Source organism: Tateyamaria omphalii (assembly GCF_019802125.1).
Classification (GTDB): Bacteria; Pseudomonadota; Alphaproteobacteria; order Rhodobacterales; family Rhodobacteraceae; genus Tateyamaria; species Tateyamaria omphalii_B.
Map to the genome: position 1 here is coordinate 228,581 of NZ_JAHVHT010000001.1, position 19,137 is coordinate 247,717.

20 protein-coding genes are annotated in these 19,137 nt (G+C 64.5%); 16 read left to right on the plus strand and 4 right to left on the minus strand.

What is annotated here, in order from left to right:
• Positions 1 to 77 precede the first annotated feature (77 nt).
• From KUV51_RS01150 to KUV51_RS01170, 5 genes are all read left to right on the plus strand, one after another.
• Positions 78 to 842 carry a uracil-DNA glycosylase family protein gene (locus KUV51_RS01150; RefSeq protein ID WP_222519790.1) on the plus strand — a complete coding sequence of 255 codons (765 nt, stop codon included), beginning with the start codon at positions 78 to 80 and terminating at the stop codon, positions 840 to 842.
• The gene (locus KUV51_RS01155) at positions 839 to 1,459 is read left to right on the plus strand and encodes a LysE family translocator (protein ID WP_222519791.1); all 621 of its coding nucleotides are present in this window, start codon (positions 839 to 841) and stop codon (positions 1,457 to 1,459) included. The genes KUV51_RS01150 and KUV51_RS01155 overlap by 4 nt, the downstream gene beginning before the upstream one ends.
• Positions 1,456 to 1,998: a molybdenum cofactor biosynthesis protein B gene (gene moaB, locus KUV51_RS01160; protein ID WP_222519792.1), complete on the plus strand. Its 543-nt coding sequence runs from the start codon at positions 1,456 to 1,458 to the stop codon at positions 1,996 to 1,998. The genes KUV51_RS01155 and moaB overlap by 4 nt, the downstream gene beginning before the upstream one ends.
• Positions 1,999 to 2,093: 95 nt before the next feature.
• On the plus strand, positions 2,094 to 3,560 hold the full coding sequence (locus KUV51_RS01165) for an efflux RND transporter periplasmic adaptor subunit (protein WP_222519793.1): 1,467 nt from the start codon (positions 2,094 to 2,096) through the stop codon (positions 3,558 to 3,560).
• Positions 3,561 to 7,178 carry an efflux RND transporter permease subunit gene (locus tag KUV51_RS01170; protein WP_222519794.1) on the plus strand — a complete coding sequence of 1,206 codons (3,618 nt, stop codon included), beginning with the start codon at positions 3,561 to 3,563 and terminating at the stop codon, positions 7,176 to 7,178.
• Here the strand turns inward: KUV51_RS01170 and KUV51_RS01175 are convergent.
• The gene (locus tag KUV51_RS01175; RefSeq protein ID WP_222519795.1) at positions 7,175 to 7,987 is read right to left on the minus strand and encodes a protein-disulfide reductase DsbD domain-containing protein; all 813 of its coding nucleotides are present in this window, start codon (positions 7,985 to 7,987) and stop codon (positions 7,175 to 7,177) included. The two genes, KUV51_RS01170 and KUV51_RS01175, sit on opposite strands and share 4 nt — an antisense overlap.
• Positions 7,988 to 8,126: 139 nt before the next feature.
• Here KUV51_RS01175 and KUV51_RS01180 point away from each other — a divergent pair, with 139 nt between their 5' ends.
• Positions 8,127 to 8,714: a YqgE/AlgH family protein gene (locus KUV51_RS01180; RefSeq protein WP_261385593.1), complete on the plus strand. Its 588-nt coding sequence runs from the start codon at positions 8,127 to 8,129 to the stop codon at positions 8,712 to 8,714.
• Here KUV51_RS01180 and KUV51_RS01185 read toward each other — a convergent pair.
• Complete coding sequence (locus tag KUV51_RS01185; RefSeq protein WP_222519796.1) at positions 8,711 to 9,646, minus strand: L-threonylcarbamoyladenylate synthase; 936 nt, start codon at positions 9,644 to 9,646, stop codon at positions 8,711 to 8,713. The genes KUV51_RS01180 and KUV51_RS01185 overlap by 4 nt on opposite strands.
• Before the next feature lie 136 nt (positions 9,647 to 9,782).
• Between KUV51_RS01185 and KUV51_RS01190 the strand changes: the two genes are divergently transcribed.
• From KUV51_RS01190 to KUV51_RS01210, 5 genes are all read left to right on the plus strand, one after another.
• Positions 9,783 to 11,489, plus strand: coding sequence for an acyl-CoA dehydrogenase (locus tag KUV51_RS01190; RefSeq protein ID WP_222519797.1), 1,707 nt, complete (start codon positions 9,783 to 9,785; stop codon positions 11,487 to 11,489).
• On the plus strand, positions 11,489 to 12,535 hold the full coding sequence (locus KUV51_RS01195) for an MBL fold metallo-hydrolase (RefSeq protein ID WP_222519798.1): 1,047 nt from the start codon (positions 11,489 to 11,491) through the stop codon (positions 12,533 to 12,535). Before KUV51_RS01190 ends, KUV51_RS01195 begins: the two co-directional genes overlap by 1 nt.
• Before the next feature lie 25 nt (positions 12,536 to 12,560).
• Positions 12,561 to 13,031, plus strand: a complete 471-nt coding sequence (locus tag KUV51_RS01200; RefSeq protein WP_261385594.1) for a DUF6173 family protein — start codon at positions 12,561 to 12,563, stop codon at positions 13,029 to 13,031.
• 81 nt (positions 13,032 to 13,112) lie between these two features.
• Positions 13,113 to 13,247, plus strand: a complete 135-nt coding sequence (locus KUV51_RS01205) for an aa3-type cytochrome c oxidase subunit IV (RefSeq protein ID WP_222519799.1) — start codon at positions 13,113 to 13,115, stop codon at positions 13,245 to 13,247.
• A gap of 56 nt (positions 13,248 to 13,303) precedes the next feature.
• On the plus strand, positions 13,304 to 13,909 hold the full coding sequence (locus KUV51_RS01210; RefSeq protein WP_222519800.1) for a hypothetical protein: 606 nt from the start codon (positions 13,304 to 13,306) through the stop codon (positions 13,907 to 13,909).
• A gap of 51 nt (positions 13,910 to 13,960) precedes the next feature.
• On the opposite strand, the gene KUV51_RS01215 is transcribed toward KUV51_RS01210, so the two are convergent.
• Complete coding sequence (locus KUV51_RS01215) at positions 13,961 to 14,281, minus strand: AzlD domain-containing protein (protein ID WP_222519801.1); 321 nt, start codon at positions 14,279 to 14,281, stop codon at positions 13,961 to 13,963.
• Entirely contained in the window at positions 14,278 to 14,988 is a 711-nt protein-coding gene (locus tag KUV51_RS01220) for an AzlC family ABC transporter permease (protein WP_222519802.1), read from the minus strand. The genes KUV51_RS01215 and KUV51_RS01220 overlap by 4 nt, the downstream gene beginning before the upstream one ends.
• A 49-nt stretch (positions 14,989 to 15,037) precedes the next feature.
• Here KUV51_RS01220 and KUV51_RS01225 point away from each other — a divergent pair, with 49 nt between their 5' ends.
• Genes KUV51_RS01225 through glp form a run of 5 tightly spaced genes read left to right on the plus strand, consistent with a single transcriptional unit; the run spans position 15,038 to position 19,115 of the window.
• Positions 15,038 to 15,925: a formate dehydrogenase accessory sulfurtransferase FdhD gene (locus tag KUV51_RS01225; RefSeq protein ID WP_222519803.1), complete on the plus strand. Its 888-nt coding sequence runs from the start codon at positions 15,038 to 15,040 to the stop codon at positions 15,923 to 15,925.
• A complete protein-coding gene (gene mobA / locus KUV51_RS01230) occupies positions 15,922 to 16,524 on the plus strand; it encodes a molybdenum cofactor guanylyltransferase MobA (RefSeq protein WP_222519804.1) in 603 nt (200 codons plus the stop codon). Before KUV51_RS01225 ends, mobA begins: the two co-directional genes overlap by 4 nt.
• Positions 16,521 to 17,012 (plus strand): molybdopterin-guanine dinucleotide biosynthesis protein B, encoded by a 492-nt coding sequence (mobB, locus tag KUV51_RS01235; RefSeq protein WP_222519805.1) that lies wholly within the window; start codon positions 16,521 to 16,523, stop codon positions 17,010 to 17,012. The genes mobA and mobB overlap by 4 nt, the downstream gene beginning before the upstream one ends.
• 20 nt (positions 17,013 to 17,032) lie before the next feature.
• Positions 17,033 to 17,884, plus strand: a complete 852-nt coding sequence (locus KUV51_RS22225) for a molybdopterin guanine dinucleotide synthesis (RefSeq protein WP_315898778.1) — start codon at positions 17,033 to 17,035, stop codon at positions 17,882 to 17,884.
• A 43-nt stretch (positions 17,885 to 17,927) separates the two neighbouring features.
• Positions 17,928 to 19,115, plus strand: coding sequence for a gephyrin-like molybdotransferase Glp (glp, locus tag KUV51_RS22230; protein WP_315898779.1), 1,188 nt, complete (start codon positions 17,928 to 17,930; stop codon positions 19,113 to 19,115).
• Positions 19,116 to 19,137: the final 22 nt, after the last annotated feature.

The window sequence follows — 19,137 nt, forward strand, 5'->3', positions numbered from 1 at the left end:
CAAGCCGTCGGATTTGCATATTTGAAGAACAATGAAGGGGCATTCCTGTTCCCCCGTTTGCGGCATAGTGTGTATGCATGGAATCGGCGGAATATCACAGCGCCCTTGCGGCCCTGGCCTGGCAGATCGAACTGGGCGCGGATGAGTGCATCGCGGATGCGCCGGTGAACCGCTATGAGGTGCCTGCATCCGTACAGAAGCCGAAACCTGCGTCGCAGCCTGCCGCCGCGCCTGTCATGCAGGTCGGTGTTGATCCGGTGACTGTCGCGCAGGAGGCGGCGGGTGCTGCAGAGGATCTGGACGGTCTTCGCGCTGCCTTGGCCGCTTACGAGCATTGCGAGTTGAAGAAGGGTGCGCGCAACCTTGTGTTTTCCGACGGAGTGCCCGGGGCTCGTGTCATGATCGTGGGGGAGGCCCCCGGTCGCGATGAGGACATGCAGGGCAAGCCCTTTGTCGGTCGGGCTGGGCAGCTTCTGGACAAGATGCTCGCCGCCATCAACATGAGCCGGGACGAGTCCGTCTACATCACCAATGTGCTGCCGTGGCGTCCGCCACAGAACCGCGACCCCAAGCCCGACGAGGTCGCCATGATGCAGCCGTTTCTGCATCGTCATATCGAGCTTGCCGATCCGGATGTGCTGGTTGTTGTCGGCAACCACTCCTGTCAGGCGCTGCTGGGCAAGCGGGGCATCACCCGGCTGCGCGGGACTTGGACCGAAGCGCGCGGCAAACCTGCGCTGCCGATGTTCCACCCCGCCTATCTGCTGCGCAATCCGGCGGCCAAGCGTGACGCGTGGGCCGATTTGCTGAGCCTGCAGGCGCATTTGAGGGGCGAGGCATGATTGATCCGATTGTCTATCTCACCTTTTTGCCCGCCGCGTTCGCGCTGGTGCTGACGCCGGGGCCCGACATGTTGTTTGCCATGGCGCAAGGCTTGCGGGGCGGGAAGGGGCCTGCGGTCGCCGCCTCTGCCGGTATTGCGAGCGGGGCCTTTGTCAATGCAGGCCTCGCCGGGGTGGGCCTGGGCGCGCTGGTGTCCGCTGCCCCTTGGGTCTTTGGCGTCGTCCGCTGGGTTGGCGTCGCCTATCTGCTTTATCTGGCCATCAAGACGCTGATGTCGCCGTTGGTGGGAGAGAACACGCGGGTTGTCCGCCCGTCGCGGGCCTTTCGCGATGGGTTGATCGTGAACGTGTCGAACCCGTCGGTGATCCTGTTCATCCTCGCCTTCATTCCACAATTCGTGGATCCGACCCGGCCCATTCTGGCGCAATTCCTGATCTACGGCGGCACAATCGCCGTGCTCGGCTTCATCGTGAAGTCGGGCGTGGGCATGACGGCCGGAGGTCTGGGCCGCGCGCTGGCCCGGAACCCGGTCATTGAACGTGTGCTGCGCTGGGTGACGGCGGGGGTCTTTGGCGCCCTTGCTGCCCGCGTCGCCTTTGCCGGAGCGCGCCCATGAGCCGGATTGACGAGAGCCTTGATTTCATTGCCATTCGCATCGCCGTGCTGACCGTCAGCGACACGCGGTCACTGGACGAGGACCGGTCGGGGGAGGTACTTGTGGGCCGGTTGACCGAGGCGGGCCATGTGCTGGCCGACCGCAAGGTGCTGCCGGACGAGCGGGACCAAATTGCCGCGCAGTTGCGGGTTTGGTGTGACGATCCGGAGATCGATGTAGTGCTGTCCACCGGCGGCACTGGGCTGACCGGGCGCGATGTGACCGTTGAGGCGCACCGGGATGTCTACGAGAAGGAAATCGACGCCTTCGGCACCGTGTTCACCATGGTGTCGATGCAGAAGATCGGGACCTCTGCCGTGCAGAGCAGGGCGACCGGGGGCGTGTGCAACGGCACCTACCTGTTCGCGCTGCCAGGCAGTCCGGGGGCGTGCAAGGATGCCTGGGACGAAATCCTTGGCAAGCAGCTCGACTATCGGCATCGTCCCTGCAACTTCGTCGAAATTCTGCCCCGTCTGGATGAACATCAGCGACGGAAATAACGCAGCCTTACGTAACAGCTTTGTTGTTTGGACATTTTCGGCGCGATCCTAGATTATGATACGATGCCGTAGCGGCGACTAAAGGCGTACAACATATGAGATTTTTGAGGCAAAGCCTGATCGGCCTGGTGCTGGCGGCGCTCAGTCTGGGCCTGCTGGCCTATGCCGGGTCCATCGTGGGCGGTGCTGTGCAGGAGCGGCTGTCGGAAGAGGCGCGCACGCCGCCTGCGCGCGAGCGTGTTTTTGCCGTGCCGGTCGTGCGGGCGGAGGCGGGCACGGAAACGCCCATTCTGGAAGCCTTCGGCGAGATTGCGAGCCGTCGCACACTGGAGTTGCGCGCCGCAACGGCGGGCCGCGTGATCGAACTGGCCGAGGGGTTCGAGGATGGTGGCGATGTCACCAAGGGCCAGGTGCTTGTGCGCATTGATCCGGCCAATGCCGAAGCCGCTTTAGCCCGCGCCGAGGCCGACCTTCTGGACGCCGAGGCCGAGGTGCGCGACGCGGATCGCGCGCTGGTACTGGCCCAAGACGAGGAACAGGCGGCGCAGGTGCAGGCCAACCTGCAAGAACGCGCTTTTCGGCGGCAACAAGACCTGCAGGAACGCGGTGTTGGCACCGCTGCCGCCGTGGAAAGTGCGGAACTCGCTGCCTCCTCTGCCCGTCAGGCCGTATTGGCGCGGCGGCAGGTCGTGACCACCGCAGAGGCGCGGATTGATCAGGCCCAGACACAACTGGTTCGTGCCCGCATCGCGCTGGACGAGGCGCAGCGCACGCTGGACGACACGACCGTCACCGCCCCTTTCGACGGCAGCCTCAGTGATACCAGTGTCGTGGCTGGGCGCCTTGTGTCCGCCAATGAACAACTGGCCACGTTGATCGACCCCGGCGCGCTTGAGGTCAGGTTTCGCGTCTCGACCGCGCAGTTTTCGCGCCTTCTGGACGAAGACGGTCGGGTGATCCGGGCACCGGTGAGTGTGACGCTGGATGTCGTCGGCATTGATCTGGCTGCAACCGGCATTGTCAGCCGCGCCAGCGCGGGCGGCGGTGACATGCAAACGGGCCGTCTGGTCTTTGCCCGGCTGGATTCCGGTTTCGGGTTCAAGCCCGGGGACTTTGTGACCGTGGCGGTGGCCGAGCCGCCGCTGGACGAGGTCGTGCGCCTGCCCGCATCGGCGGTTGATGCCGCAAACACGGTTCTGGTGCTTGGCGAGGACAACCGGCTTGAACAAGCGGAGGTCACGCTCCTGCGTCGGCAGGGCGATGACGTGCTGGTCATCGGCGATGACATCGTGGGCCGTGACGTGGTCGAGGCGCGCTCGCCGCTGCTGGGTGAGGGTATTTCCGTACGCCCCCTGCGCCCGCAAACGGACGCGACATCCGAGACGCCGACCGAACCCGAGATGGTTGAACTGACCGACGAACGGCGCGCCCGGCTCGTCGCCTTTGTCGAGGCGAACCAGCGTATGCCCGCCGATGCCAAGGAGCGGGTGCTGGCGAGCCTCGCCGAAACCCATGTTCCTGCGCAGATGGTGGCCCGGCTGGAAAGCCGGATGGGGGGCTAGATGGTGCGGCAGATCCCGAAGGCGGCGGGTGGCATTCTGAGCTACTTTGTGCGCCACAGGACTGTTGCCAACCTGCTCTTGCTTGTCATGCTGGTTGCGGGCGCCGCCGCAGTGCCCAACATGCGGGCGCAATTCTTTCCCGATGTGATTATCGACAATGTTCGGGTGGACATCTCCTGGGACGGGGCGGGCGCCGAGGATGTGGATGCGGGGATCGTGCAGGTGCTGGAACCTGGGCTTCTGGCGGTCGAAGGTGTCGAAAGCACAGAGGCGCGGTCGACCGAAGGATCGGCGCGCATCACGCTTGAGTTCGAGCCGGGCTGGGACATGGGCCGGGCCGCCGACGATGTGCAGACGGCCGTCGATGCGGTCACAACCCTGCCTGAAGATGCCGACGAGCCAACCGTCCGCCGCGGCGCATGGCGCGACCGGGTGACGGATGTGGTGATCACGGGCCCCGTAGGCCCACAGCAACTGGGCTTGTTTGCCGATGAATTCGTGGTCCGCCTGTTTGCGGCGGGTGTCACCCGCACCACTATTCGCGGCGTCGCCGCTCCGCAGGTGCTGGTCGAGGTGCCGTCGCTGTCGCTGATCGCGAACGAAGTCACCATGTCCGAGATCGCAGCCGTCATCGCCGCCGAGGTTGACACCGACCCCGCCGGTGATGTGACAGGCGCCAATGCCCGTGTGCGCACGGGCACACAAAAACGCACGCCCGAGGAGATTGCGGGCATTGTCCTGCGTTCCAACCCGGACGGATCGAAGCTGCTGGTGCGCGATGTCGCCAACGTCATGCAGCTTGGGGCTGCGCGGAACCGCAGCTATTTCGTGGGCGGCGATCCGGCCGTTTCCATCCGTGTGGACCGGTCCAACAATGGCGATGCCATCGCGATGCAAGCGACGGTGACAGAGGTGGCCGCCGAGTTGCAGGCCACCTTGCCCCCGTCGGTGTCGGTCGAGTTGATCCGCACCCGGGCGGAGGCGATTTCGGCCCGACTAAACATTCTGGTCGACAATGCGATGGTGGGTCTGGGCCTCGTCATCGCGCTGCTCTTTCTGTTCTTGAACGCACGCACGGCCTTTTGGGTGGCGGCGGGGATTCCGGTGGCGCTGCTGGCGGCTATTGCGCTGATGTATCTGGGCGGGATCACGATCAACATGGTGTCCCTCTTTGGGCTGATCATCACGCTGGGGATTGTCGTCGATGATGCCATCGTCGTGGGCGAACATGCCGATCACCGTCACCGCGCTTGGGGCGAGCCGCCGCTCGTGGCCGCAGAGAATGCAGCCCGGCGCATGGCGATGCCCGTTTTTGCCGCGACCCTGACGACTGTCATTGCGTTCTTCGGTCTGGTGGCCGTGGGCGGCCGGTTCGGGGACCTGATCCGCGACATTCCCTTTACCGTGATTGCGGTGCTCGTGGCCTCACTGGTCGAATGCTTCCTGATCCTGCCGCATCATATGGGCCATGCGCTGGCGGCGTCGGACAAGCCGCGATTCAGCCGTCTGAAGCTGGCGATCGCGCTGGTGAGTGTTGCGGTGCTGTCTGCCGTTGTGTCTGGGGCGGTCGGCTATGTCATCTGGTCCGAGCGCATCGCCGCTTTTGCCGATATCTGGCCCTATCTGATCGCCGGTCCCACGATCATGGCCGCCGCATTCCTGCTGGCCCCCCGCAAGTCGAAAGCGCGCTGGGTTGCGTCCATGGGGGCCAAGGGCCTCGATACCCCGTCGGTCATCGTGAATGCCGGGTTCGAGTGGATGCGCGAGCGGCTTTTCCGCCCGATGATGGCAGGCGTGATTGCGGCGCGGTACGTGGTGCTGGCCGGTGTGTGCGTTGTGCTTGCCAGCCAGTTGGCCCTGTTCATCCAGCGCGATGTGCAATGGCGGTTCTTCAACGCGCCCGAACGTGGATCCGTGACCGGCAACTTCGCCATGCTGGAGGGCGCAAGCCGCGCCGACACTCTTGCCATGATGCAGGAGATGCAGCGCGCCACTGAAGCGCTGGGTGCGCAATATGAAGAGCGCTATGGCCGCAACCCCATTGACTATGTCATTGCCGAGATCGGCGGCAACGCGGGACGTGGTCTGAGTGGCGTTGAAGCGAAGGATGCCGATCTGTTGGGCGGCATCTCCATCGAGTTGATCGACGCCGACCTGCGCCCCTATTCCTCCTTCGCCTTTGTCGCCGAGCTGCAGGACGCAGTGGTGCGCCATCCGCTGACTGAGACGGTGAGCTTCCGCGGCTGGCGGTCGGGGCCGGGGGGCGACGCGCTGGATGTGCAGTTCTATGGCAACGACACCGACACGCTCAAAGCCGCTGCAGAAGATCTTAAGCGTGCCCTCTTGCAGTACCCCGAAGTCAGCGCGGTCGAAGACAATCTCGCCTACGACAAGGAAGAGTTGATCCTTGATCTGACCGCACAGGGCCAGGCGCTGGGCTTTACCATAGACACCTTGGGCAGCGCGCTCCGGGACCGGTTGAACGGGATCGAGGCGGCGACGTTCCCCGACGGTCCACGCAGTGCGACGATCCGGGTGGAGCTGCCAGATGGCGAGCTGACGGCCGACTTCCTCGACCGAACCCAGATGCGCACGCCAGACGGCGGCTATGTGCCTCTGGCCGACATCGTCAGCGTTGAACAACGCACGGGTTTCTCGACCGTGCGGCGCGAAAACGGCATCCGCCTGATCTCCGTCACCGGCGACATCTCCGAAGACGACCCGGCCCGCGCGACCGAGATCAACCGCGCGCTGGAGGAGGAGATCCTGCCCACCATTGCCGCCGAGCGGCAGGTGGAGTTCCGCAAGGCGGGGCTGAGCGAGCAGGAGGACGAGTTCCTCTCCGACAGCCTGACCGGCCTGATCCTGTGCCTGACCGGTATTTACCTCGTCCTCGCTTGGGTCTTTGCCAGTTGGACCCGGCCCATCGTGGTGATGGCGATCATTCCCTTCGGCCTTGTTGGCACGATCTATGGCCACCACCTGTGGGACGTACCGCTCAGCATGTTCACTGTCGTGGGCCTGCTGGGCATGACAGGGATCATCATCAACGACAGCATCGTGCTGGTCACAACCATCGACGACTATGCCAAGGACCGCGGCCTGTTCCCGTCAATCATCGACGGCGCGGCTGACCGGCTCAGGCCGGTGATGCTGACCACGTTGACCACAGTGCTGGGCATGACGCCGCTGCTTTACGAGACATCGCAGCAGGCGCAGTTCCTCAAACCGACAATCATCACGCTGGTCTACGGTCTGGGCTTTGGCATGGTGCTGGTGTTGCTGGTGGTCCCGGCCCTCGTGGCGGTACAGCACGACATCTCGCGCCAGATCAAGGCGATGCGGCGCGGGCTCGCTGCCCCGGCTGCAGCGGTGCGCTGGGGGTTCGTGGCGCTCTGGGCCGTGGTGCTGGGCTGGTTCTGTGCGACGATGGGATACGCCCTGGTGACGGGCGCGCTGCTGCCCGCGTTGGCCGAGGCGCTGCCGGCGGTTGCGGACCGCGCCGCACTCAGCGCGGCGCTGATCCTCTTTGCGGGGGGTGTTCTGATGCTGGGCCTGCTCGCCTATGTCATCGGCGCACTTGCCCTCCAGATCACGCGCTGGCGGGCGGAGGCTTAGCCGGCGGTGCAGCCGCGCACATCGACGGCATAGTTGGCGCCCAGAATGGTGATCCGTACGTCGGAGCGGTCGACGGCAAAAGCACCACCGCTGGTGTGCATCATGTCGGACACGGCGACGACGGTATTGCCGGAGCGCGAGGTGCGCGCCTCGCTCACCCACACATCCGGCACGCCCGGCTCGATCACCGCGACTTCGGTGCCGCCGGTATGGGGCAAGGCGACATGAGCCTCGATCTGCATGCCATGATCTGTAGGCCGCAGGCGGCAGGTGGCAGATTGCACCTCTGCCTCGGACGCGGAATAGGGCATGTCGGCCAGCGCCGCGACGATGGCGGGCGTGGGTGTCAGGTCGGGACTGTCCAGCATCTCGTCAATCTTGACCGTATGCGGAATGCACACGTCGGAACAGACGCCCATGGACAGCGTCGTGCGCAGGCGCATGGGCTTGCCCGGTTTGGCCGGTGTGATGTGCATCGGGATGACCACCTGATCGGTATACCCGATGGAGCGCATGCCGTTTTGCACATGCACCTCCGGCGTGGGCCAGGATAGGCTGACAGCGCCGATGTTCCGGGCGCGGGACCAGTCGAAATGTGGCGGGATGCCCGCATCGCCCGGCGCGCGCCAGTAGGTCTTCCACCCGGGTGCCAGCACCAGCCGCACGGCGGCCAGGCGTTGCCCGTTGGGCAGGTCCCATCCCTGCAGCACTTCGGTCTGCACGACGTAGTCAAAACGCCCCTGCGCAAAGGTGGGCAGGGCGGTCACAGCCGCAAGGGCAGCAGCAAGGGAAAAGGCGCATTTTTTCATTCCTTCTACATGCAGGGTCACTGGCGTGAAGCCAAGTCACGTCCCGGTCAACTTCCTGTAACGAAACGGTGCGCAAGGGCTTGCCTGCGGCACATCCTCCGGTTGCTCTGACCGGGCCGGGACGTCATGTTATGTTCAGATGGCACATGAACAGGTGATAGCGGAGGGCACGACCCTGGAATTGACCGGACAGCTTCTGGTCGCCATGCCGGGCATGGGCGATCCGCGTTTTGACCGCTCGGTCGTGTTTGTCTGTGCGCATTCGGACGATGGCGCCATGGGCCTGATCGTGAACAAGCCCGCTGTCGACATGACGCTGGGCGAGTTGCTGGATCAGCTCGAGATCAAGGGCGATGGCCCCGCCCGCAAGCATCCGGTGCATTTCGGTGGGCCTGTCGAAACCCAACGCGGGTTCGTGCTGCACGGGGCGGATTATACGTCTCGCCTGCAAACGCTCGAGGTTGGCGCTTTTGGTATGACGGCCACTCAGGATGTGCTCGAAGACATCGCCACCGGCGACGGGCCGGAACGGGCCCTAGTGATGCTGGGCTATGCCGGGTGGGGGCCCGGTCAGTTGGAGGGCGAGATCGCCCGCAATGGCTGGCTGACCGTGGCGGCCACCCCGCAGCTTGTGTTCGGCACGGGCGATACGTCGAAATGGATCAAGGCGCTGAATGCGCTGGGAATTGATCCGCTTGGCCTGTCCGGGGAAGCCGGTCGCGCCTAGCCGCGTGGCGCAGCGGCGCGACGCAAGCGGTCATTGATCGCCTGACCCAATCCACAATTCGGGATCGGTGCGACGGCGATAGGTTTGCCCATCGCGTCCAGTTTATGCAGATGGCCAAAGAGGTTCGCGGCTGCCTCGACCAGATCGCCCGCGACCGACAGGTTCAGGTCCGATTGCATGGGACCAAAGCCCAGAAGCAGCTCGCCCGGATTGGCGATATTGGCGTTCAGCCTCACGACGGCATCGGGGGCATAGTGGGACGAAAGCTGGCCCGGCGCAGTGATCGCCTCGCCCGCTTGTGCCAAAGTGCCGACAACGGCCTCGATGTCTTCCTTGGCGAGGCCACCGGGGCGCAGAAGCGCAAGCGGCGTGCCTCCCACGATGGTGGATTCAAGGCCGACGTCACATGCGCCCGCATCCACCACCGCGTCGATCCTGCCGTGCAGTCCGGCCATCACATGCGCCGCCGTCGTGGGGCTGATCCGCCCCGACGGGTTGGCCGATGGCGCGGCGACCGGGCCGTCGAACACGCGCAACACGTCCTGTGCAACGGGGTGCGACGGCACCCGGATCGCCAGGGTCTCAAGGCCCGCCGTGACCAGCGGCGACAATCCGTGCCCCTGTTTGAGCGGCGCAACCAGCGTCAGCGGGCCGGGCCAGAACCGCTTGGCGAGTGTGTCCAGCGCGCCGGAGATGTCGGCATAGCGCCGCGCCGTGTCGACATCCGGCACATGCACGATCAGCGGGTTGAAGCTGGGTCGTCCCTTGGCCTCGAAAATCCGCGCCACGGCGGTGCCGTTCCGCGCGTCACCACCCAGGCCATAGACCGTCTCTGTCGGGAACGACACGAGCCCCCCCGCGCTCAGCAGTCGCGCCGCTTCGGCAATGCCTGTGGCATCGGGCGCGAGGAGGGCTGTTTCAATATCGGTCATCACTGCAGGTCTGTCGTCCCGTGACGCGGCGTTTGAGTTGCGATATGACCAAACCAGCCGCATTTATATTTTCAAACATGCCCCTTTAAGCGCCCTCGGGCTGCTTGCCAAGACTTTGCTATTCCGGAGCTGATCCATGCCGTACCGTGCCCCTGTTGATGATTATACCTTTCTCTTTGACCATGTCGTCGGGCTGGATCAGGTGGTGGCGACCGAGCGGTTCGCGGATGCGTCCTCCGATGTCACCACGGCCATCCTGACCGAAGCAGGCAAGCTTTGCGAAGACGTGATTGCACCCCTGCAGCGCGCCGGTGATCTGCATCCTGCGCGTCTGGAAAACGGTGTCGTACGGACATCCCCCGGCTTTGCCGAAGGCTACCGCGCCATCGCCGAGGGCGGCTGGGTCGGTATCGCGGCGGATCCCGAATACGGTGGCATGGGCCTGCCCATGACCGTGACGACCGCGGTGAACGAGATGATGAGCGCCGCCTGCCTGTCGCTGCAACTCGCGCCCCTGATGACCCAGGGCCAGATCGAAGCGCTGGAACACCACGCCTCCGACGCCATCAAGGACCTGTACCTGCCCAAGCTGATCTCGGGCGAATGGGCCGGCACCATGAACCTGACCGAACCGCAGGCCGGGTCTGACGTCGGCGCGCTGTCGTCCAAGGCCGAGGACAATGGCGACGGCACCTACGCCATCACGGGGCAAAAGATCTACATCTCCTGGGGCGACAACGACATCACGGACAACGTCTGCCACCTCGTGCTGGCCCGCTTGCCGGGCGCGCCCGCGGGGACGAAGGGCATCAGCCTGTTCCTGGTCCCCCGCAACATTCCGGATGAGAATGGCAACGCGGGTGTCGCCAACAGCCTCAAAGTGGTCAGCCTCGAACACAAGATGGGCCTGCACGGCTCGCCCACCTGCGTGATGCAATATGATGGCGCAAAGGGCTGGCTTGTCGGGCCCGAAGGCGGCGGCATGGTGGCGATGTTCACCATGATGAACAATGCCCGCCTTGGCGTCGGCGGCCAGGGCGTGGGCGCGGCCGAAGGGGCCTACCAGCACGCGCTGGGCTATGCGCTCGACCGCAAGCAGGGCAAGACCGAGGGCGATACCGGCACCATCATCGACCACGCCGACGTGCGCCGGATGCTGATGACCATGCGGGCCGAAACCTACGCGGCGCGGGGTATCGCACTCATGTGTGCGGTGGCGATCGACATGACGACGGCGACAGATGAAGACACGTGGAAGGCGCGCGCCGCGCTCCTTACCCCCATCGCCAAGGCCTTCGGCACCGACATCGGCAATGAAGTGGCCGGCATGGGCATCCAGGTCCATGGCGGCATGGGCTTTGTCGAGGAAACGGGTGCTGCGCAATACGCCCGCGACGTGCGCGTGACCACGATCTACGAAGGGACCAACGGCATCCAGGCCATGGACCTCGTCGCGCGCAAGATGATGGACGGAGGCGAAGCCGCCGCCCGCATCTTTGACGAGATCGAGGCCGCTGCCGAAGCGGCCCGCGAAACCTTCCCAAAGATGGCCGAAGCCGTCTGGCAGGCCAGCGAGTCCCTGCGCGAAACCACCGAATGGATGATCGCACAGAACCACCGCGTCCGTTTTGCCGGTGCCGTGCCCTACCTGCGGGCGTTCGCACGGGTGCTGGGCGGGCACATCCACCTCGCCTCGGCGCTCAACGATCAGGGCGGCGCGCATGAAAAGGTGGCGCGCTTCTACATCCAGCGGCTTCTGCCCGAACACGACAGCCTGCTTGCGCAGGCGCAGGCGGGCGACTACGACGTCTATGCCCTGACGCCAGAAGAGTTCGCCGCCTGATGAAAGACCTCCCGCCCACCGGACTGAGATACCCGTGGGCGGAACCGCCAGAGCATGGGCAGGCCATCGAAGTGGCGCCCGGCATCCTTTGGATGCGGCTGCCGTTGCCGATGAAGCTGGACCACGTGAACGTCTATGCGCTGGATGACGGCGATGGCTGGACGGTGATCGACACAGGCTTTGCGTCGAAGAAAACCAAGGGCATCTGGCAATCACTGATGGATGGCCCGCTGGGCGGCAAGTCCATCAACCGCGTCATCGTCACGCACCACCATCCCGACCACGTTGGCCTTGCAGGTTGGTTGCAATCCGACTTTGGGGCCGAACTCATCACCACGCGCACCGCGTGGCTCTTCGCCCGGATGCTGACGCTGGATGTACAGGACACCCCGACCGAAGAATCGCTCAACTTCTACCGCAGCGCAGGCATGGACCCGGCGATGTTGGCCCAAAGGGCCAAAGAGCGGCCCTTCAACTTCGGCGACATCGTTGCCCCTATGCCGCTCGGCTACACGCGGATCAAGCAGGGCGACACGATCCACATGGGCGGTCGCACCTGGGACATCCATATCGGCAACGGCCATGCCCCCGAACACGCGACGTTCTGGAGCCGGGACGACAATATCGTCCTGTCCGGTGACCAGATCCTGCCCTCGATCAGCCCCAACATTGGCGTTTACGCCACCGAACCCATGGCCGACCCCATCGGCGACTGGCTGGAAGCCTGCGAACGGCTGCGGCTGCTGGCGCAGGACGACCACCTCGTGCTCGGCGGGCACAAGCTGCCCTTTACCGGCCTGCCCACGCGGATGCGGCAGTTGATCGACAATCACCACGGCGCTCTCAAGCGCCTGATGGATTACATCGACACGCCCAAAGCAGCGTCCGAATGCTTTGCTCCCCTGTTCAAGCGGACCATCGGCGAAGGTGAATATGGCCTTGCCCTGGTTGAAGCCGTTGCCCATCTGTCGCACCTTTACCAGGAAGGGCGGGCCACCCGCCAGAAACGGGAGGACGGGGCCTGGGTCTACCAAGCCGCCGAATAGAGCCCCCGCAGACAGGGACAACGTCATGAGCGACGACATCACCAGCCAGATCAGCACCGCAGCCGAGGCGGTCGAGGCGGCCGCCTTGCCACGTGCGCATGAGGTGCATTGTGAACCCGGCGCGCGCAATGCCGCGGACCAACCGGTGCCCAAGGGTGTGACCAAGACACCGACGGAGCAGAAAAGCCCGGCCCAATGGGCATATGAGCGGATCGTTCTCTATCTCAAGAACTTCGAGGAAAGCCTCGACAACGAACACGAGGTAGCGATGGGCTTTACCGGCGGCGATGCGGGCGTGCTGCGAATCGAAGGGATGGGGTACTTCCCGCCCGACATCGTGACCTTCTATGGAACCGATCCGGCAGGGGCCAAAACCCAAGCGATCCAGCACGTGAGCCAGCTGAACGTGATGCTGCGCGCGCTGCCCAAGGCCGTGGAACAGGCAGAACCGCGCCGCATCGGCTTTCGACTGGTGCAGGATCTGGAAGACGAATAGGGCGTGCTGCAAAGACGCAGTGACAGGGTGCGCGTGATGCGCTAAAGCGCGGCCCAAGCTGATACGGAAGGGAACCGGACTATGGCAGAACACAAAAGCGGTGAGATGGACATCGAAGTTCAGGAAAAGACTTTTGATGGTTTCATGTCTTGGGTGACGTGGTCGGTGATCGTCATCCTTGTCCTGCTGATCGGGATGGCGATCTTTATTTCCTGATCCACGCGCGTTTTTCAAGATACGTGATTTAAGGCAGTTATTGGGGAGTTTCGGGAATGCGTTGGTTTGCAGCCCTTGCGGTATGCGCCGTGCTTGCAGCATGTGCCGCGCCGCCGGAAGCTCCCTATGCGTCTGATGCGCGTGTTGCATCTGTCGCCTATCGCGAACCGGGTCCCGCAACCCTGACGGTTCTGACAATGGTGTCAAACCGGGACGGGTCGGGCGGGCACTCCGCACTGATGATCAACGGCAGCCAGCGTGTGATCTTCGATCCGGCCGGCTCTTTCGTGAACGACCGCGTGCCGGAACAGGACGACGTGCTTTATGGCGTCTCGCCTGCCGTGCTGAAAGGCTACAAAAGCGCCCATGCCCGCAGCACGTACCATGTGGTCAGCCAGACGGTCGAAGTGACCCCCGAACAGGCCGAGATGGCTCTGCGTCTGGCGCAAAGCAACGGCGCAGTGCCCCGCGCCTTCTGCACCAATGCCAACACCAACCTGCTGCGCCAGGTGCCCGGGTTCGAAAGCATCAAGACAACGTTCTTCCCCACCAACCTGATGGAGCAGATGGCCTCCTATCCCGGCGTTGTGGAAGAGAAGTATTTCGAAGATGACGAGGGCACCATCGTTGACGGCATCGAAAAGCTGGTCATTGCCGACTGACGGGGGCGGAAGCGCGTTGACTGCGTCAACGACGCCCCACCCGCCGTCCCGTCAGATCGCGTAGATCAGAATAATGAGCGTGACCGCGCCCGCGCCGATGGCCGCAAACACATTCCGCGTCCATATTCCCACGCCCAGCGTTGCCAGTGCTGCCACCACCCGAGCGATGTCTACGCTGCCGTTTTCGCCTGAATAGACGACCAGCGGTGCTGCAAGCGCGGGCAGGATCGCCACCGCCGTGTAGCGCAGATGTCTGAGCAGCCAATCGGGCAGGGGGCGGTCGCCCACAAAGCCTAGGAAGGTGAAGCGCAGAAGGAAGCTGCCCACGCCTAGGCCGATGATCACGGTCCACAAGGTCATGCCGTCGGTCATGGGGCGCGCCCCTTCAGCATCAGTTCGGCCTGTGCGCCCGCCATCATCCCTGCCGCGCCCGCGATGATCAGGCCCAGCGAGTAGGGAACGGAAACCGCGAGCAGGCCAACGATGACGGCAACAACGGCTGCAATCAGGTGCGGCAGCGTCCGCACCATCGGCGCCACCATAGACAGGAATGCGATGGGCAGCGCGAAGTCGAGTGGAATGTCCTGCGGCAGCTGTGTGCCGAGCGCGGCGCCCAGATAGCTCAATCCGAACCAGAATATCAGGACCGGCAGGCAGGTGCCAAAGTAGTAAGCCATGCGTTGCGGGACGGTCAGCTCCGGCTCGGCATCGAATTTGGCGTGGCTCAGGGCATAGCTTTGGTCGACCAGCAGATAGGCTGCAAATACTCGCTGCCAAAGTGGCGCGCGGCCCAGATAAGGGGTCAGTGCCGCCGAATACATCGCCACCCGCAGGTTCACCGCCAGCGCAGACAGGATCACGACGACCGTCGGCGCTTCGTTCTGCATGACCTGCAACGCCGTGAATTGCGCCGCCCCCGCAATCACTACCAGCGAAAAGGTCATCACCTCGAACACGTTCAGCCCGGCCTCCGTCGCCAGCACACCAAAGAGCAGGGCAAAAGGGCCAGCCACGAAGACAAACGGTGCGCCGTCGCGCACACCCGCCCAAAAAGCGGATTTGGTGGTGGTGATGGGCATGAGGGGGCCTTAATGTAACCCGGCAAGATGTATGCGCTGCCCGGGGAGGATGCAATTGGCACGTGACAGCGACACGACAGGATACCTCATCGCGCCCGACCCCCGCGCGCCGCGTCTCACCCGTGCCGTCACCGGCCACGACCACACCGGGTCTGAGACGCAAATCAGCGTGGTCGAGGAGCGGCCCCTTACCATCTACCTGAATTCACAGGAAATTGTCACGGCCATGACCATCGGGGACTACCCTGATTACCTGGCCCTCGGTTTCCTCCGTAACCAGCGGATGCTCACGGATGCCGACACCGTCACCCGCGTGGACTATGACGAGGAACTCGAAACCGTCGTCGTCCGCACCGAAACCCCCACCGACCACGAAGACAAGCTGAAGAAAAAGACGCGCACCAGCGGTTGCGCTGTCGGCACTGTCTTTGGCGACATGATGGAGGGGCTCGAGGACACCACGCTGCCGCAAGCCGAGGTCCGCACCTCCTGGCTCTACGCCCTCTCGGCCACGATCAACCGCACCCCGTCGCTCTACCTCGAAGCGGGCGCAATCCACGGCACGGTGCTCTGCCAACAGGACCAGCCGCTCGTCTACATGGAGGATGTCGGCCGCCACAACGCTGTCGACAAAGTGGCCGGATGGATGCTCCAGAACGGCGCCGACCCGGCGGACAAGATCCTCTACACCACCGGCCGCCTCACGTCCGAAATGGTCATAAAAACAGCACTCATGGGCATCCCCGTCCTCGCCTCTCGCTCAGGCTTTACCGCCTGGGGCGTGGAAATCGCGCGCGAAGTGGGCCTCACGCTCATCGGGCGTATGCGCGGCCAGCGCTTTGTCTGCCTCAGCGGGGAAGAGCGGCTGATCCGCGACACCGATCCTGCCAGCGTGCGCGACGAACCCAAGGGCGCCGGGCGCAAGGGCGCAGCATGAAACCACCTCTCGGCGTGATCCTCGCGGGCGGGCTTGCCACGCGCATGGGCGGTGGCGACAAGGGGCTGCTGCGGGCAGGCGACACGCGCCTGATCGACCACGTGATCGACCGACTGTCGCCGCAGGTCGACGGCCTCGCGCTTAATGCCAACGGCGACCCGACCCGCTTTGCCGACCTGAACCTGCCCGTAATCCCCGACAGTATCGAGGGCTTTGCCGGTCCGCTTGCGGGCGTGCTGGCGGGTCTCGACTGGGCGGCGGAACAAGGCGCTGACACCATCGTCACTGCTGCCGCCGACACGCCCTTCTTCCCCTGCGACCTCGTCCCACGCCTGCAGCTTGCGACCGAAGGGATGGACCATCCGCTGGCCCTTGCGGCCACGCCCGATCAGAAACGGGGACAGGCCCGGCACCCGACCTTCGGACTTTGGCCCGTGGCCCTGCGCGACGACCTGCGCGCGGCTTTGCAAGGCGGTCTGCGCAAGGTTGTCCTGTGGACCGACAAACATGATGGCCGCACCGCGCTCTTCCCGGACGAAGACGCTTTTTTCAACGTGAATACACCCGCCGATCTGGAGCGGGCCAAGGACATGACATGAAGATTTACGGCGTCGTCGGTTGGAAAAACGCGGGCAAGACCGGCCTCATGGAACGGCTTGTCACCGAAATCACCGGGCGCGGCATCACCGTGTCGACCGTCAAACACGCCCACCACACGTTCGACGTGGACCACCCGGGCAAGGACAGCCACCGCCACCGCGTCGCTGGCGCCTCCGAGGTGCTGCTTGCCTCGCGCAACCGCGTGGCGCTGATGCAGGAACTGCGTGATCAGGACGAACCGACGCTCGATCATCTGCTGACCCGGCTCAGCCCCGTCGATCTGGTGCTGGTCGAGGGGTACAAGCGCGACGCACATCCGAAGGTCGAGGCGCACAGGGCAGAGACTGGCAATCCGCTCATCGCTCCGGACGACCCGACGATCCGTGCCATCGCCAGCGATACGGAATTGACTATGGATCGCCCGGTTTTCGACCTGAACGACACGAAGTCCATCGCAGATTTTATACTGTCAGAGGTTGGGCTTTGACCGGGTTTGACACGATATTGGTGGCCGACTGGTCCGCAGGCAAACGTCGCCCCGCACGGCCCAGCAAGGATGCAATCTGGCTCGGGATCGCGCGGGGTGGCGTGGCAGACGCACCTATCTATTGCCGCTCCCGGCAGGATGCCGAAGCGCAGATCAGCCAGATCATCGACGCCGAAGTTGCCACAGGGCGCAGGCTGCTGCTGAGCTTCGACTTCCCCTTTGGCTATCCACGTGGGCTGGCCCGCCACATCACCGGCGATGACGATCCCTTCGCCCTTTGGGATTGGATCAGCGCCCGCATCACTGACGCGCCGGACGGCACCAACAACCGTTACGCCGTGGCCGAAGAGATGAACGCGCAATTCGAAGGCCCGGGCCCGTTCTGGGGCAAGCCCAAACAGACCGACTGGCCGGGCGTGCCCTACCGCAAAGCCGGGATCAGCTACGACACGATCCCCGAACGGCGCACCTGCGATCTGGCGGCCAAGGCCGCATCAAGCTGTTTCCAACTCGCCTTCCCGCCCACTGTTGGGGGCCAGATCCTGATGGGACTGCCCACGCTGAACCGCCTCCGCGCACGCCCCGAAGTCGCCGTCTGGCCCTTTGAGGATTGGACCGACGCGCCCGTGGTGTTGGCCGAGATCTGGCCCGGTCTTATCGAACCAGCGGTCAAGGCCACGCAATCGGACGACATCCGCGATGCAGTGCAGGTCCGCCTGCTCGCCACCGCCCTGTCACGCCTGCCCGCCGCCACGCTCCATGCATGGATGACCGACCTGCCCGACGCCGCGCGCGAAGAAGCTTGGATCCTTGGCGCAGGCCATACCGCTGAACTCGTTTCCCATGCCGAGGACACCGATGCCGCCGCTTAAGAACGATTGTTTCGCCCTGCCGCCCGGCGTCCACTGGACCCCCGTGGACCAGGCACTCGTCGACCTCCGCACCCGGCTCTCCTGCGTGGTAGACGCTGAAACAGCGCCCGTCTCCGACGCCCTCGATCGCGTCCTCGCAACCGACATCACAGCTCCGCGCGCCCATCCCCCACTGCCGAACACCGCCGTAGATGGTTACGGTTTCCTTAACGGACGCGGGGAGGGGGACCACCACATCCCGCTCGTCGCGCAACATATGCCCGCCGGAGCCACCCCCGACACAAGTGTCCCCGCGGGGACAGCCATCCGCATCCTGACCGGCGCCGCCCTTCCACCGGGCGTCGACACCGTGATCCTGCAGGAGGATGTCGAGGTCAAAGACAACGCCATCCACTTCACTGGCCCGATCAAGCAAGGCGCCAACACCCGCAAGGCGGGCGAGGATGTGAAGGTGGGTGACGCGATCGCCCAAGCGGGCCGCAAGCTGACCCCTGCCGACCTCGCCTTGCTGTCCGCCGTCGGTGTGTCTGAAGTGACCGCCCGCCGCCCGCTGCGGGTGGGTATCCTATCGACAGGTGACGAACTGGTGCAGCCGGGCGCGGATGCGGGACCGGGCCAGATCTATGATGCGAACCGGCCCATGCTGATGGGCCTGATATCCCGGCTGGGACATGAAGCTGTCGACCTCGGTCACGTCCGCGATGACCGCGATGTCTTGCGGACACGGCTTGATCATGCGGCGGGGCAGGTGGATGTCATCTTTACCAGCGGCGGCGCGTCGGCGGGGGATGCGGATCATGTCTCGGCCCTCTTGAACGAAGCGGGGGCCATGGCGCTGTGGCGCATCGCGATCAAACCGGGGCGGCCCTTGGCGCTGGGCATGTGGCAGGGCAAACCGGTTTTTGGTCTGCCCGGCAACCCGGTGGCGGCGATGGTCTGTACCCTCGTTTTCGGGGCACCGGCTTTGGCAATGCTGGCGGGTGCCGACTGGTCGGGGCCGCAGGGGTTCATGGTGCCTGCCGCCTTTTCCAAGACCAAGAAAGCCGGGCGGCGCGAGTTCTTGCGCGCGCGTATCCGCGGCGGTCGGGTCGAGGTTTTTGCCTCCGAAGGGTCGGGGCGGATCAGCGGGCTGAGCTGGGCAGAGGGGCTTGTGGAATTGCCGGACGAGGCGATGACTGTTGCCTCAGGTGACCTCGTTCGTTTCATCCCGTGGTCGGGTTTCGGAGCTTGAACGTGGCAATCTCCGCGCGGTG